We start from the raw sequence: 13,889 nt of genomic DNA on the forward strand, positions 1-13,889 counted from the left end.
CGACATGGGACGTTTCGACGGTAAGACCGCCATCGTGACCGGAGCCGCCGGCGGCATCGGCGAGGAGTACGCCAAGGCGCTGGCCGCCGAGGGCGCGAACGTGGTGGTCGCCGACGTGTCGACCGAGAACGGGGAGCGCGTCGCCGCGGACATCGTCGCCGCGGGCGGCCAGGCGGTCTTCCAGCACACGGACGTCTCCGACCCGGAGTCGGCGAACGCCTGCGCCGAGGCCGCGGTCGAGAAGTTCGGCCGGCTGGACATCCTGGTCAACAACGCCGCGATCTTCGGCGGCATGAAGCTCGACTTCCTCATCACCGTGCCGTGGGACTACTACGAGAAGTTCATGTCGGTGAACCTGAACGGTCAGCTGCTCATGGTCCGCGCCTGCTGGGAGAAGATGGCCGCCGCCGGCGGTGGCGCGATCGTCAACCAGTCCTCCACCGCCGCGTGGCTGTACTCGGGCTTCTACGGCCTGGCCAAGGTCGGCGTCAACGGCCTCACCCAGCAGCTCGCCACCGAGCTGGGCGGATCGAACATCCGGATCAACGCCATCGCTCCCGGGCCGATCGACACCGAGGCCAACCGCTCGTCGACCCCGCAGTCGATCGTCAAGGAGATGGTCGACAAGCTGCCCATCAAGCGCATGGGCCAGCCGGAGGACCTGGTCGGGATGCTGCTGTTCCTGCTGTCGGACGAGGCGTCCTGGATCACCGGACAGATCTTCAACGTCGACGGCGGACAGGTCATCAGGTCGTGAGCGGACACCAGGACACGGACGCCGCGCGCATCGGCCCCGGCACGCCCGGGGACTCCCCCGCCCCGGTCGGGTTCATCGGGCTGGGCAACATGGGCGCACCCATCGCGAAGCGGCTACTGACCTGGCCGGGCGGGCTCGTGGTGTGCGACGTGCGCCCCGAGGCGACCGAGCCGTTCGTCGCAGAGGGGGCCTCCGCAGCCGCGACCGGCGCCGAGGTGGCCCGCACGGCGCGGCTGGTGTCTGTGACGGTGCTCGACGACGCCCAGGTGCGTGACGTCGTCGACGGCCCCGAGGGGATCCTGCGCACCGCCGCACCGGGGACCGTGATCGCGGTCCACTCCACCATCGCCGACTCGACGGCCGTAGAGCTGGCCGAGGTGTGTGCGACCGCCGGCGTCCACCTGGTGGACGCGCCGGTGTCCGGCGGAGCGCAGGGTGCGGAATCCGGTCAGCTCGCGGTGATGGTCGGCGCGCCGCGCGAGGTCTACGAGGCGTGCAAGCCGGTGTTCGCGCTGTGGGCGGGCATGCCCGTCCACGCCGGAGAGGTGGGCGCGGGCACGCGGATGAAGCTGGCCCGCAACCTCCTGCACTTCATCTCCTTCACCGCGACCGCGGAGGCCTCCAGGCTGGCCGAGGCCGCGGGCATAGACATCACCAAGCTGGGACGGGTGGTCCGCCACACCGACGCCATCACCGGCGGCGCCGGGGCCGTGATGCTGCGCGACACCACCGCGCCGATCGCGGCCGACGATTTCTGGCACGGCGTGTTCACCCACGTCCGTGGCCTGGGAGAAAAAGACCTCTCCCTGGCCCTGGGCCTGGCCGATCGGCTGGGCGTCGACCTGCCCCTGGGGTCGATCGCACTGCGCGACCTGGGCACCGGGTTCGGTGTGGGTCCGGGCGAGCTCGCCCGCCGCGCGGCCGTCGACGCGTCCGACGGTGCCGCGGGGAACGGACGAGACCACGACGACGACGAGGAGGACCGATGAGCGACACCGCGGACACCGGGATGAGCCCGGAGCGCGAGCACGGATTGGCCATGATGACGGAGGTGTACGGCTTCGAGATGTCCGACGGGCCGGGTGACTACTTCGCCGAGACGGCTGATCACCTGTTCGGCAGGATCTGGTCCCGCCCGGGCCTGAGCCACCGCGATCGCCGACTGCTCCTCCTGGGGGCGCTGACCGCCCAGGGCAACACCGACATCGCGGACATCCAGGTGGGCGCGGCGCTCGGCAACGACGAGCTGACCCCTGAGGAGTTGGAGGAGATCGTGCTCTTCCTCTGCTACTACGCCGGCTGGCCCAACGGGACGAAGCTCGGAAACGTGGTGGGTCCGCACGTGGCGCGCGCCCGCAAAGCCGCCCGCCGCGCCGAGGGCTGAGGGTCGGGCGATAGGTTGACTTCCATGACCGCACCCGAGATCGAGCCCGCGCTGCTCGCCGTAGCGCTCGCCGCCCCCGGCTTCATGCCGCTGGAGGAGGGCACCACCCTGTACGAGATCGCCTGTGAGTTCCTCGGTGACGGCGTGGGTGTGGAGATCGGCACCTACTGTGGCCGCTCCACCGTGTTCCTCGGCGCCGCCGCCCGCGTGACCGGTGGCAGCATCGTCACCGTCGACCACCACCGGGGCTCCGAGGAGCACCAGCCCGGCTGGGAGTACCACGACACCACCCTGGTGGACCCGCACACCAGCCGCCTCGAGACGCTCGGTGCGTTCCGGCACACCATGTGGGACGCCCGACTCGACGACGTGGTGACCGCCGCGGTGGGCACGTCCACCCAGGTGGCGCGCGTCTGGGGCAAGCCCGCGTCGTTCGTGTTCATCGACGGTGGCCACTCCTCCGAGGCGGCGCAGGCCGACTACGAGGGCTGGGCCCCCTGGGTGCAGATCGGCGGTGCGCTGCTCATCCACGACGTGTTCCCGAACCCGGAGGACGGTGGCCGTCCCCCGTACGAGATCTACTGCCGCGCCCTGGAGTCGGGCCAGTTCACCGAGGTCCGCGCCGTGGATTCGCTGCGCGTGCTGCGCCGCGACTCCGGCGAGGTCGGCGCGCCGATGCCCTGACCGAGCGCCCTCGCCGCGCCCTCGACGCGCCCTCGCCGCGCCCTCGTCAGATCCGCTACTCCGAAGCCGGATCCGCTACCCCGATACGGGTAGCGGATCCGGCGGGAGAGTAGCGGATCTCGTTGTCTGCGGGGTGGTCCGGGCGGCGGAAGGGCCGGGCGGGGTGTACAGGCCGGGTGACGGATGGGCCGGGTCCACAGGCGGGCTCACACGGCCCAGCGGCCGCCGGCGTTCCAGGCGTCCCCTGGCGAGGGCCGGCCGCGCCGCGAGTGCAGGAACCGGCCCACCACGGCCGCCCCGAGGTCGTCGACGTCCGGCGCGACCACCGTGCCGTCGACCCGCCGGGCGAGGGCATCGAGGAACCGGGACAACCCCGGGTCGTCGCCCAGTCGGAAGAACGTGGTCTGGGCCCCGAAGCGCGCAACCCGGTCCAGCTCGTCCACCGTGGTGCGGATGGTGTCGGGGTCCGGCGGGTAGGCGAACCACGGATCACCGCCGCTGAGCAGGTGGGCGGTGGGTTCGCCGTCGGTGACGATGAGCAGCACGGGCTGCATCGTCGGGTGCTCCCGGAAGTACCGCCCCGCCAGGAGCAGCGCGTGGTGCAGATTCGTCCCTGCCTCGTACTGCGCGTCCAGGGCGAGCAGGTCCTCGACGGTCCGGGTCTGGGCGAAGCGGCCGAACGAGATGAGCTGCAGCCGGTCCTGCCGAAAGCGGGTGCTCACCAGGTGGTGTAGCGCCAGGGCCGTCCGCTTCATCGGCACCCAGCGCCCCTCCATGGCCATGGAGAACGACGTGTCCACGAGCAACGCCACGGCGGCCTGGGTGCGGGCCTCGGTCTCGCGGACCTCGATGTCCTCCGGCAGGAGCCGGACCCCCGTCCCCGGGTCACCTCCCTCGGCGGCGATGCGGGAGATCGCGTTGCCCACCGTCCTGGGCACGTCCCACGACTCGACGTCGCCGAACTCCCATTCGCGGCTCGATCCCGTCTGCTCCCCCGCGGCCCCCGACAGCCGGGTCTCGCGCGCCCCGGTCCGTCCGGACAGCCGCTGCGCGGCGTCGCGGAGCAGGGACCTGCCGAGCTTGCGCAACGCGGACGGGGAGAGTCTGAGGTCCCCGTCCGGCCGGCGGCTCAGGTAGCCCGACTCACGCATCTGCTGCTCGAGCCGCGCGAGGGTCTGCACGGACACCGCCGCCTCGCGCCCGAGATGGCGGGCCACGGCCTCCAGGTCGAGTTCGGACAACGGGGACCGGTCACTCCGTGACAACTGCTCGGCGAGCCGGTCCAGGTCCCCGATTTCGGCCATCGCCGAGGTCCCGTCGGACATCCCCAGCCCCTCGGACCCCTCGAAGTCCTCGGAGCCGTCCCAGTCCTCGCCCGGACGCAGGGACTGCAACAGCCCGTCGAGCCGGCCGAGTTGCTCCATCAGTTCGGGCGAGCCGAACGCCTGTTGCGACAGTGCCATGAGCTCTTCGCGCTGCTCCGGGGTCATCGAGCGCATCATCCGCTGGGCGGCCGCCGCTCTCCTGGCGAGGGTGTCGATCAGCTCCTCGACGTTCTCCGGCTGCTCCGGGAACGCGTCGGAGTGCTTGTCCATGAATTCACGGAAGTCCTCGGGGGTGTCCTGCCCGCGCGCGTGCTTGTCGAGTAGATCGGTGAGGTCCGACAGCATCTCCGAGACCGCGGCGCGGTCGGCGTCGGTCGCGTTCTCCAGTGCCTGCTTCATCCCGGCGAAGCGGGCGTCGAGCACCTCGGCACCCATGAGGTCCTGGATCCTGCGGTAGGCCTCGCGTGCGTCGGAGGAGGCCCAGTCGTAGTCCTTGAGCTCCCCCACCGCGGCGGCGGGCGAGTCGGGCAGGCTCTCGATGGTCATCTCCCGCAGGGTGCGGTCCATCGGGTCCATCGCGGTGTCGCGTGCGAGTTGCCCGCGCTCGGCGAGCAACGCCTCGTCGAGCAGCTGGGAGATCTGGTCGAGAGTGCCGCCCAGACGATTCCGCTGGAGCAGTTCGCGGCGACGACGCTGGACCCGACCGGCCAACTCGTCGAGGCCCGTCTGGTCGCGGCCGCCGCTGCGGAGGAACTCCCGCATGGACTGCTCCGGGGAGTACCCGGCCATGACTCCCTCGGATACCGCGTCGAGCGCCTCGGACAGGTCGAGTGGGGGCGCGAGCGGGTCCGGCCCGCCGACGTAGCGCCCGTAGCGGGCGCGGGGTTCCGGTCGCGACATCGCGCACCTCCTGTGCCGGCGGCCCACGGCCACCGGGCGATCGTCAGCCGTAGACGGCGGCGCCGTCCCCGGTCTCCTTGGACAGGCGCCGCGAGAGGTAGAGACCCTCCAGCGCGAGTTCGATACCGCCGGCCCGCTGGCCGACGTTGCTCGCCCCCACCCGCGAGGCGATCTCGTCATAGAGCCCCGGCACGGACAGCTCGGGCAGGGCGGCGAGGAACTCGGCGGCGGTCACGCTCGCGCCGGTCGTCAGGGTCACCGACCCGTCGAACGCCTCGACGAGCGGGGCCATGTCGATCCCCCGGAACAACCCGCGGACCACGTCCACCGTGGCGATGCGCAACAGATACCGCAGGATCTCGGTCTCGCGCCCCTCCTCGCCGGGTTCGAACTCGATCTTCCCTCGCAGGACCTCCACGGCGGCGTCCACGTCGACGAGCCGCGCCACGGCCTCGCCGGGGTCGTCCGCGCCCCGCACGGCCGCCCGGCGCCGGGCCGCTGCGGCGACGGTCTCCGCGCCGGCGATGGCGAAGCGGGCGGAGACGCCGGATGCCTGGTTGATCGGGTCGGAGGTGCGCAGCTCGCGCGTGAACCGGGCGAGCAGCTCCATCAGCGGGTCCGGCACCTCGGCGGTGAGCTCGGCCTCCTGCCGCACGACCTCGATCTCGTCGGCCAGGTCGAGCGGGTAGTGGGTGCGGATCTCGGCGCCGAACCGGTCCTTGAGCGGGGTGATGATCCGGCCGCGATTCGTGTAGTCCTCGGGGTTGGCCGAGGCCACGACCAGCACGTCCAGTGGCAGGCGCAGGACGTATCCGCGGATCTGGACGTCCCGCTCCTCCATCACGTTGAGCAGTGCCACCTGGATCCGCTCGGCCAGGTCGGGCAGCTCGTTGAGGGCCACGATCCCGCGGTTCGCGCGTGGGACCAGCCCGTAGTGGATGGTCTCCGGGTCGCCCAGCCGGCGCCCCTCTGCGACCCGCATGGGGTCGACGTCGCCGATCATGTCCGCCACGGAGGTGTCCGGGGTGGACAGCTTCTCCACGTAGCGCTCGTCGCGGTGTCTCCATTCGACGGGTAGCGCGTCCCCCTCGGCGGCGATCCGCTCACGGGTGGGCCCGGTGATCGGTGCGAGTGGGTCCTCCCCCAGTTCGGACCCGGCGACGACGGGTGACCACTCGTCGAGCAACCCGACCAGCGTTCGCAGCAGGCGGGTCTTGCCCTGCCCGCGCTCGCCGAGCAGGACGATGTCGTGCCCGGCGATGATCGCCCGCTCGACCTGGGGGATCACGGTCGTGTCGAAGCCGTGCATGCCGGGCCACGGATCCCGCCCGGCGGCAAGAGCCGCGAGCAGGTTCTCGCGCAGCTCCTCCCGGAGGGTGCGGCTGGTGTACCCGGCGGCGCGCAGCTCGCCGAGGGTCTTCACGTCCGGCTTATCGCTCACACCGCCCACCGTAGCCCTGCGGTGCGACTTCCGCTTCCGGCCAACAGCGGCCACCGTGCGTGCAGTGCTGGCCCTGGCCCTGGCCCTCGGGCATCATCCGCCTGGGTGACCGCGGGCGTCCGGCTGTTCCTCGGCTCTGTGGCGGCCGGGCCCGGCGGGGTGAGCACGGCCGCTCCGACCGGCCGTCGAGGGTGCCGGTCGCCACCCGCTGACGACGCGGGCGTCGGTCAGTCGTCGATCGTCGGCTGGTGGTGGCTCGCGACCGACACCCTGTTGAACGCGTTGATCAGCACGATCGTCCACTCCAGTGCCGCGAGTTGCTCGTCGGAGAAGTGCTCCGCCGCGGCGGCGAGGGCGGCCATCCGCTCATCGGAGTCGTCCAGTCGCGTGAGTGCCTCGGCCAGGCGGAGCGCCGCCCGCTCCGGCTCACCGAAGTCGTCGAGCTCCCGCCACGCCGAGAGGAGGTCGAGCCGCTCCCGCGACACCCCCGCCTTGCGGGCGGCCGGCACGTGGGTCGCCAGGCAGGCCGCGCAGCCGTTGATCTGCGAGACCCGGACGTTCACCAGTTCGAGCAGCGACTCCTCGAGCCCGGCCTCCCCGGAGGCCTCCCGGGACGCGACGGCGGTGCGTACGAGCCGCTTGTAGACCTCCCGCGGGGTCCGGTCCAGCTGCGGGACCGCCATGTCAGCCGTCCTCCCCGCCGACCCGGGCGCGGTCCTCGTCGGTGGCCGCGCGGTACGCACCCGCGAACTCGTCGGCGTTCTTGGCGAGGAATCCCTCCACCATCGAGCACACGGGCACGATCGTCACGCCCTCGTCCCGGGTGGCCTCCACCGCGCCGCGCACGAGCGCGGTGCCGATGCCCCGGCCGCCGAACTCCCCGTCGACCACGGTGTGGTGGAAGATGCGCTCGCCGGCGATGTCGCGGAAGTCGGCGTGGCCGGCGGTCACACCGGAGGCGTCCCGGATCTCGAACGCGTCGGTCCGGTCGGAGCGCTCCACGGTCACGGCGGCGCCGGTCTTGTCGGTGTACTCGGTCATCTCCAACGGTCCTCTCACATCGGGGTCGACTGCGCGCGCGGGTCCGGGTTGACCCGCGGCTTGAGGGTGGTGGTGGGCAGCGTGGGCGCGGGCAACCGGGTCAGTCCCCGGGGGTCGTGGCCGATGTACCCGTCCACGCGCCCGAAGCGCTCCGCACCGGCCTCCCACTGCTCGCGGTAGCCGGCGATCTCGTCGTGGGTCCGGCCGATGAAGTTCCACCACATGATGATGTCCTCCTCGAACGGGGTGCCGCCGATGAGGATCGCCCGCCCGGCTGTGGTGCCGGTGTTGCGGATGGTCAGCGTGGACTCGCCGACGCCGGTGTAGGCGAGGTACGACACCTCGACGGCGACGCCCTCGAGCGTGAGGTCGCCGGCGTCGACGAGCAGCCCGTGCTCGAATCCCGGGTCCACGTCCAGGCGCATCTCGGCACCGGGGTCCAGGCGGAGTTCCGCTGCGACGAGTGGGGTGTAGGTGGGGACCGACGACGACGAGCCCAGCAGCGAGCCCAGGAAGACGCGTGCCGATCCGCCGTCGACGCGGACGGGGTCGGGTACGTGGTGATCGAACCTCCGCCCGCTGCTGTCGCGGTGAGCCTCGGGCAGGACGGTCCACAGCTGCACGCCGTGGAGCACGGTGGTGTCCTGGGTCGAGACCTCGGTGTGGCAGATGCCGGCGCCGGAGGTCATGAGGTTGACCTCCCCCGGCCGCACCACCGCGTGGTTGTCACCGGAGTCGTGGTGGGTCACATTGCCCTCGAAGAGCCAGCTCACGGTCTGCAGGCCGGTGTGCGGGTGCGAGGGCACGTCCATACCGCCGGTGGCCGAGACGTCGTCGGGGCCGTAGTGGTCGAGAAAACAGAAGGCGCCGATGAGCGAGCGCTGGCGCTGGGGCAGGGTCCGGCGGACGGTCATCGCCCGTGGCCCGCCCAGGGGCACCTCGCGGGAGGTGATGATCTCCACGGCGGCCCCGCCGGGCTGTGCCTCCTCCGAACGGGACCCGCCCGGCGCACCGCCGGCCTCGCACTCGATCTCGGGCGGGTCGGGGTCGAGGTTGCTCATTCGATGACCTCGCTCATCTCGGCCCTCGCGTCGACGGCCTCGCGGCGCAGCTCCAGCTTCTTGGCGTTGATCTTCCCGCCCAGCGCCAGGACTAGCGCCTTGTCCACCACCGCCACCGGCAGGTGGTCCAGGAGACGTCGGCCGAGGTCCCATCGCACGGCGTAGCGGCGGCGGGGACGCGCGGTGGTGCCGGCGGTCCACACGGCCTCGGCGAGCACGGACGGGTCGGTGGCCTTGTCGTCCTCACCGGCGGCCATCTCCCCCATCACCGCGGCCATCGCGGCGAAGGGCGAACCGGGGGCGGTGGATTCCTGGAAGCGCCGCCGGATCGAGGCGGTCATCCCGGTGCGGAACGGCCCCGGTTGGACGAGCACCACGTCCAGACCGAGGAACATCAGCTCGCGCCGCAGGGCGTCACCGTAGGCCTCGACCGCGTGCTTGCTCATGGCGTAGGCGCCGTTCATCGGCATGCCGTGCTGGGGGCCGGTCTCGGAGCTGATGAGCACCACCCTCCCCCGGGTCTCGCGGAGCAGGTCCCACAGGGCGTGGACGGTGCGCACGGTGCCCATGACGTTGACGTCCAGGACCTGCTGGACCCGGTCCGGGTCGGTCTCGGCCAGCGGTCCGATCCCCAGGACGCCCGCGAAGGTGACGACCACGTCGAGACGGCCGTGCTCGGCGCGGACCCTGTCGGCCAGCGCGGTGAGCGAGGCGGTGTCGGTGACGTCGGCGGCGACGGGCGTGATGCGGTCCCCGCCGGACGGCGCCCGGAGGTCGACGGCCACGACGTGCCAACCCCGGGAGGCGTAGAGCGCGGTGGTGGCTGCCCCGAGGCCGCCTCCGGCTCCGGTGATGACGACGACGGGGGCGGCGGGAGCGCTGGTGTCCATACCCCGACGGTACCGGCGCGCGGGGCCCCGGTGGGGCGCTCCCGGGAGCCCGGGCCGCCTCAGACCAGGGCGTCGAGTCCGAGTTTGCCGGCGAGGCGGTCGATGTAGGCCAGGACCTCGTCCTCGGCCCGGTCGGGAGTGCCGTAGACGAGCTCGTGGACACCGAGCTCGCGGTAGGTCTCGATCTTCTCGGGGTCCGGCTTCCCGTCGAGGACGACGATGTAGGGTTCGCCCTCCCGGCCGGCCTCGGCCCACAGCTCGCGCAGCATCCGTACGCTGCCGGTGATGTCCTGCGAGATCGGGGTGGTCATCCAGCCGTCGGCACTGCGGCATATCCACTTGAAGTTCTTCTCGTTGCCCGCGGCTCCCACCAAGGTGAGCGGGCCCGGCGTCCGGGCGGTCTTGGGCCAGGCCCAGCTGGGCCCGAAGTCCACGAACTCGCCGTGGTACTCGGCCTCGTCGTGGGTCCAGAGCTCGCGCATCGCCTCGAGGTACTCGCGCAGCATGGTGCGACGACGCTTCGGCGGCACGTTGTGGTCGACCATCTCGTCGAGGTTCCACCCGTACCCCACCCCGAGCACGGTGCGCCCGTCGGAGAGGTGATCGACGGAGGCGATGGTCTTGGCCAGCGTGATGGGGTCGCTCTCCACCGGGATGGAGACGGCTGTCCCGAGCCGGATGGTCGACGTCACCGCAGCGGCGGCGCCCAGTGCGACCCACGGATCCAGGGTGCGGCAGTACCGCTCGTCGGGGAGTTCCGCGCCGCCGGTACCCGGGTGCGCGGCATCGCGACGCACCGGGATGTGGGTGTGCTCGGGCACGTAGAACGCCGAGAACCCTGCCCGCTCGGCCGCCACGGCGGCCGTGGTGGGCCGAATGCCCCGGTCACTGGTGAACAGGGTCAGTCCGAATTCCATGCGTGCTCCCTCGTGCGCCGGCTCCACCCACCGCCGAACACCTGACCAGACAGGTGTCCAGCGGCGGTTTCGCCACAGACTAGCGCACGACGGCGGCGGGTGGGCAGACCTCGCCCGCCACGCAGTCGGCCGGATCCCCCGGCTGCGACCGTAGCCTCTGCATGGTGTGGTCCGACACGTAGCGGAAGATCTCGTTGCCCGGCGTCGTGCGGGAGAGCGCATCCGCGGCCAACAACATGACCGCCGCGGTCCACGTGCTCAGCTCGACCGGCCACCGCTTGCCGTCGGCAAAGACGAGCCCGGTCCAATAGGAACCGTCCGAGTCGCGGAGATGCTGCATGTTGGTGAACTGCTGTAGCGCCTGCTCGTGCCGCCCGGCCGCCTCGAGTGCGAGCACCAGCTCACACGTCTCGGCCCCGGTGACCCACGGTCGGTGGTCGACACAGCGGATGCCGAGGCCGTCCACCACGAAGTCGTCCCACCGGGAGTCCAGGCGCGCCTGGGCCTGCTCCCCGACCATCACGCCGGCCAGGACCGGGTAGTACCAGTCCATCGAGAACTCGTCCTTGGGCGTGAAGAGCTCAGGGTGGGCGCGCAGTGCGTGGCCCAACCTGTCGGCGGCCGCGTCCCAGTCCGGGGCGCTCCCGCCGAGCTCCTCGGCTATCGCGACGCCGCAGCGCAGCGCGTGGTGGATGCTGGACGAGCCGGTGACGAGCGCCTCGTCGCAGAACCCCTCCGGCCCGGCGCCCCACCACATCTGCCCCTGGGGACCCTGGAACGTCAGTACCAGGTCGAGCGCCCGGCGCACCGTCGGCCACATCGACTCGAGGAATCCGGGCCTGGCGCTCACCAGATGGTGGTGCCACACGCCCACCGCGACGTACGCACAGAAGTTGGAGTCGACGTCGCCATCGGCGACGTGTCCGTCCTGCCACTTCATCGGCCAGGACCCGTCGCCCCGCTGGGTGTCCCGGAGGAACCCGTACGCCCGCTCGGCGGCCTCCCACTGCCCGGCGACGGACAGTCCCATCGCGGACTCCACGTGATCCCACGGGTCGGTGTGACCGCCGGTGAACCACGGGATCTCACCGTTGGGCTTCTGCACCGAGGCGATCCACTCGCCGGTCGCGCGGACCGCGTCGGCGTCGAGGACCCCCGGGACGGCCGGGACCGGACGCTGGCTGGTGACTCCGTTGTTGGACGTCTGCACGGACGATCAGGCCTCCACGGGCTTGCGCAGGTAGAACACGATGGACTTGCCCATCACCGGGTTGAGGACCTTCTCGGCGGTGCGGGTGATCCAGGGACCCTTCATGAGGTCCCACACGAGCAGCTTGTGGTACGCCTTGGGCAGCGGGTGGTCGTCGTTCTCCGTACCCACCGCGCACTTGAGCCACCAGTACGGGGCGTGCAGCGCGTGGGCGAACCCGGTGCCGGTGACCTCCAGACCGGCGGCGCGGAGCTTGAAGCCCAGCTCCTCGGCGGTGTAGATCCGGCAGTGCCCGCCCGGGTTGGAGTGGTAGGCGTCGGACAGCTTCCAGCACAGCTTCTCCGGCCACTCGCGCGGCACGGTCACCGCGGCGACCCCGCCCGGCTTGAGGATCCGTACCAGCTCGGCGATGGCCTTGGTGTCCTCCGGCACGTGCTCGAGGACCTCGGAGATGAGCACCAGGTCGAAGGTGGCGTCCTCGTACGGCATGTCGAGCGCGTCGCCGGTGACGGCCTCACCCTTCGAGGTGGGCAGCCCCTCGCCCTCGGCCTCCATGGCCGCGAGCATGTCGGAGACCTGCTGCATCTCATCGGCGTTCTGATCGAACGCGGTGACGTTCGCGCCCCGCCGGTAGAGCTCGAAGGTGTGGCGGCCGAGGCCGGCGCCCACGTCGATGGCTCGCATGCCGGGGGTGACCCCCAGACGGTCGAAATCAGCGGTCAGCATGCGGCGTCCTCCTGCTCACGGATGGTGTACTCGCCGGACTCCGGGAGCACCTCGGGCACGTCGTCGGTGACGTGCTCGTCGATCTCTGTCTGGTCCGGTCCGAGGACCGGACCGGCTGTCAGGTCCGGCAGCTCCTCGCCCCGGACCCTGGCGATCGCGGCGTCGTAGACCTCGACGGTCCGGCGGGCCACCGCGGCCCAGCTGTAGCGCTCCATGACCCGGGCGCGGCCACCCTCGGAGAGCCGGGCGCGCTCGCCGGGGTCGGACAGCAGCGCACTGATCTCGCGGGCGAGTGCGTCGACGTCGCCCGGCTCGACCAGGCGGGCCGCCGAGTCGTCGGTCCCGACGACCTCGGGAAGGGCGCCGGCCCGGGTCGCGACGAGTGCGCACCCACTGGACATGGCCTCCACCGCCGGCAGGGAGAACCCCTCGTACATACTCGGCACGACCGCGATCTCGGCCGACCCGACGAGATCGGCGAGCTCGTCGTCGTCGACCCCCGACACCAGGTCCACCGCGTCCCGCAGGCGCAGTTTCTCGAGCAGTCGCTCCGCCTCACCCTTGCGCTTGAGCTTCGACACCAGCGTCAGTCGCACGCCGGGGTGCTCCTCGCGGACCTTGGCCAGCGCGCGTAGCAGGATCGGCACGCCCTTGAGCGGCTGGTCGGCGCTGGCAACGCACACCAGACGGCCGGGCTCGCGCACGCGGCGGTGATGGAAGCGGTCGGTGTCCACGCCCAGCGGGATGGTGACGATCCGGTCCGGATCCACACCGAAGTCGGAGGCGATGTCCTCGGCGGAGTTGCTGGAGACCGTGATGATCTCCTGCAGCTTGCGAGAGACCCGCATCTGCATGCCCAGGAAACCGAACCAGCGCCACGTGGTGATCTTCTTGCGCAGCGGGGCCTCTTTCATGGCCAGTGCGCGGTCCCGCGTGATGGGGTGGTGCACGGTGGCCACGACCGGGAAGCCCGCCTTCTCCAGATCCAGCAGGCCGGAGCCCAGGCACTGGTTGTCGTGCACCACGTCGAAGTCCCCCAGCCGCTCACGCAGCGTGCGGGCGGCCCGCATACTGAACGTCCGCGGCTCCGGGAACCCGGCGCTCCACATGGTGACCACCTCGAGCACGTCGATGAGGTCCCGGATCTCCCGCGGGTGCGGGGTGCGGAACGGATCGGCGTCGTTGTACAGGTCCAGGCTCGGGACCTCGGTCAGGGTGGGGCCCGGGTCGAGTTCCGGGTAGGGCTGACCGGAGAACACCTCGACCGTGTGTCCGAGTGCCGCCAACTCACGGCTGAGGTGACGGACGTAGACGCCCTGGCCTCCGCCGTGTGGCTTGCTCCGGTACGAGAGCAGCGCGATCCGCACGGTCGATCGCCTCCTTCATGGTCGTCGGCCCGCCGCCGGCGGGAGTCGCTGGCCGCGACGGGCACATCGGGAAAGTCTAGAACACGTTCGCCCCGGTCCCGCACACGGCCGGATGAACGCAACGGACCCCCGGCGCTCCGGGGCGCTCGGGGGTCCGGTGGTGGTGATGACGCGCGGCCGTCAGAC

14 protein-coding genes are annotated in these 13,889 nt (G+C 71.5%); 4 read left to right on the plus strand and 10 right to left on the minus strand.

The window, feature by feature from the left end; genetic code table 11:
- The first annotated feature begins 4 nt into the window (after positions 1-4).
- The 4 genes from AC3DE3_RS14850 to AC3DE3_RS14865 are packed head-to-tail and all read left to right on the plus strand — an operon-like array spanning position 5 to position 2,825.
- Positions 5-757, plus strand: a complete 753-nt coding sequence (locus AC3DE3_RS14850) for an SDR family oxidoreductase (protein ID WP_260488477.1) — start codon at positions 5-7, stop codon at positions 755-757.
- A 29-nt stretch (positions 758-786) separates the two neighbouring features.
- Positions 787-1,746 carry an NAD(P)-dependent oxidoreductase gene (locus AC3DE3_RS14855; protein ID WP_488370559.1) on the plus strand — a complete coding sequence of 320 codons (960 nt, stop codon included), beginning with the start codon at positions 787-789 and terminating at the stop codon, positions 1,744-1,746.
- Positions 1,743-2,141, plus strand: coding sequence for a carboxymuconolactone decarboxylase family protein (locus tag AC3DE3_RS14860; protein WP_396119495.1), 399 nt, complete (start codon positions 1,743-1,745; stop codon positions 2,139-2,141). Before AC3DE3_RS14855 ends, AC3DE3_RS14860 begins: the two co-directional genes overlap by 4 nt.
- 24 nt (positions 2,142-2,165) lie before the next feature.
- On the plus strand, positions 2,166-2,825 hold the full coding sequence (locus AC3DE3_RS14865) for a class I SAM-dependent methyltransferase (RefSeq protein WP_488370475.1): 660 nt from the start codon (positions 2,166-2,168) through the stop codon (positions 2,823-2,825).
- Between the two features lie 206 nt (positions 2,826-3,031).
- On the opposite strand, the gene AC3DE3_RS14870 is transcribed toward AC3DE3_RS14865, so the two are convergent.
- The 10 genes from AC3DE3_RS14870 to AC3DE3_RS14915 form a co-directional block, all read right to left on the minus strand.
- A complete protein-coding gene (locus AC3DE3_RS14870) occupies positions 3,032-5,050 on the minus strand; it encodes a vWA domain-containing protein (RefSeq protein WP_488370476.1) in 2,019 nt (672 codons plus the stop codon).
- A 43-nt stretch (positions 5,051-5,093) separates the two neighbouring features.
- Positions 5,094-6,500, minus strand: coding sequence for a sigma 54-interacting transcriptional regulator (locus AC3DE3_RS14875; RefSeq protein WP_488370477.1), 1,407 nt, complete (start codon positions 6,498-6,500; stop codon positions 5,094-5,096).
- A gap of 218 nt (positions 6,501-6,718) precedes the next feature.
- Complete coding sequence (locus tag AC3DE3_RS14880; protein ID WP_260488481.1) at positions 6,719-7,174, minus strand: carboxymuconolactone decarboxylase family protein; 456 nt, start codon at positions 7,172-7,174, stop codon at positions 6,719-6,721.
- Between the two features lies 1 nt (position 7,175).
- A complete protein-coding gene (locus AC3DE3_RS14885; protein WP_488370478.1) occupies positions 7,176-7,532 on the minus strand; it encodes a GNAT family N-acetyltransferase in 357 nt (118 codons plus the stop codon).
- Between the two features lie 14 nt (positions 7,533-7,546).
- On the minus strand, positions 7,547-8,593 hold the full coding sequence (locus AC3DE3_RS14890; protein ID WP_488370479.1) for a pirin family protein: 1,047 nt from the start codon (positions 8,591-8,593) through the stop codon (positions 7,547-7,549).
- A complete protein-coding gene (locus AC3DE3_RS14895) occupies positions 8,590-9,483 on the minus strand; it encodes an SDR family NAD(P)-dependent oxidoreductase (RefSeq protein ID WP_260488484.1) in 894 nt (297 codons plus the stop codon). Before AC3DE3_RS14895 ends, AC3DE3_RS14890 begins: the two co-directional genes overlap by 4 nt.
- A 59-nt stretch (positions 9,484-9,542) precedes the next feature.
- The gene (locus AC3DE3_RS14900; protein ID WP_260488485.1) at positions 9,543-10,400 is read right to left on the minus strand and encodes an LLM class F420-dependent oxidoreductase; all 858 of its coding nucleotides are present in this window, start codon (positions 10,398-10,400) and stop codon (positions 9,543-9,545) included.
- Between the two features lie 79 nt (positions 10,401-10,479).
- The gene (locus AC3DE3_RS14905) at positions 10,480-11,610 is read right to left on the minus strand and encodes a glycoside hydrolase family 15 protein (protein ID WP_260488486.1); all 1,131 of its coding nucleotides are present in this window, start codon (positions 11,608-11,610) and stop codon (positions 10,480-10,482) included.
- 6 nt (positions 11,611-11,616) lie between these two features.
- Positions 11,617-12,336: a class I SAM-dependent methyltransferase gene (locus tag AC3DE3_RS14910; RefSeq protein WP_260488487.1), complete on the minus strand. Its 720-nt coding sequence runs from the start codon at positions 12,334-12,336 to the stop codon at positions 11,617-11,619.
- Positions 12,330-13,703 (minus strand): glycosyltransferase family 4 protein, encoded by a 1,374-nt coding sequence (locus AC3DE3_RS14915; RefSeq protein ID WP_260488488.1) that lies wholly within the window; start codon positions 13,701-13,703, stop codon positions 12,330-12,332. The genes AC3DE3_RS14910 and AC3DE3_RS14915 overlap by 7 nt, the downstream gene beginning before the upstream one ends.
- Positions 13,704-13,889 lie beyond the last annotated feature (186 nt).

It is taken from the genome of Dietzia sp. IBK-p2-16D, assembly GCF_057773085.1.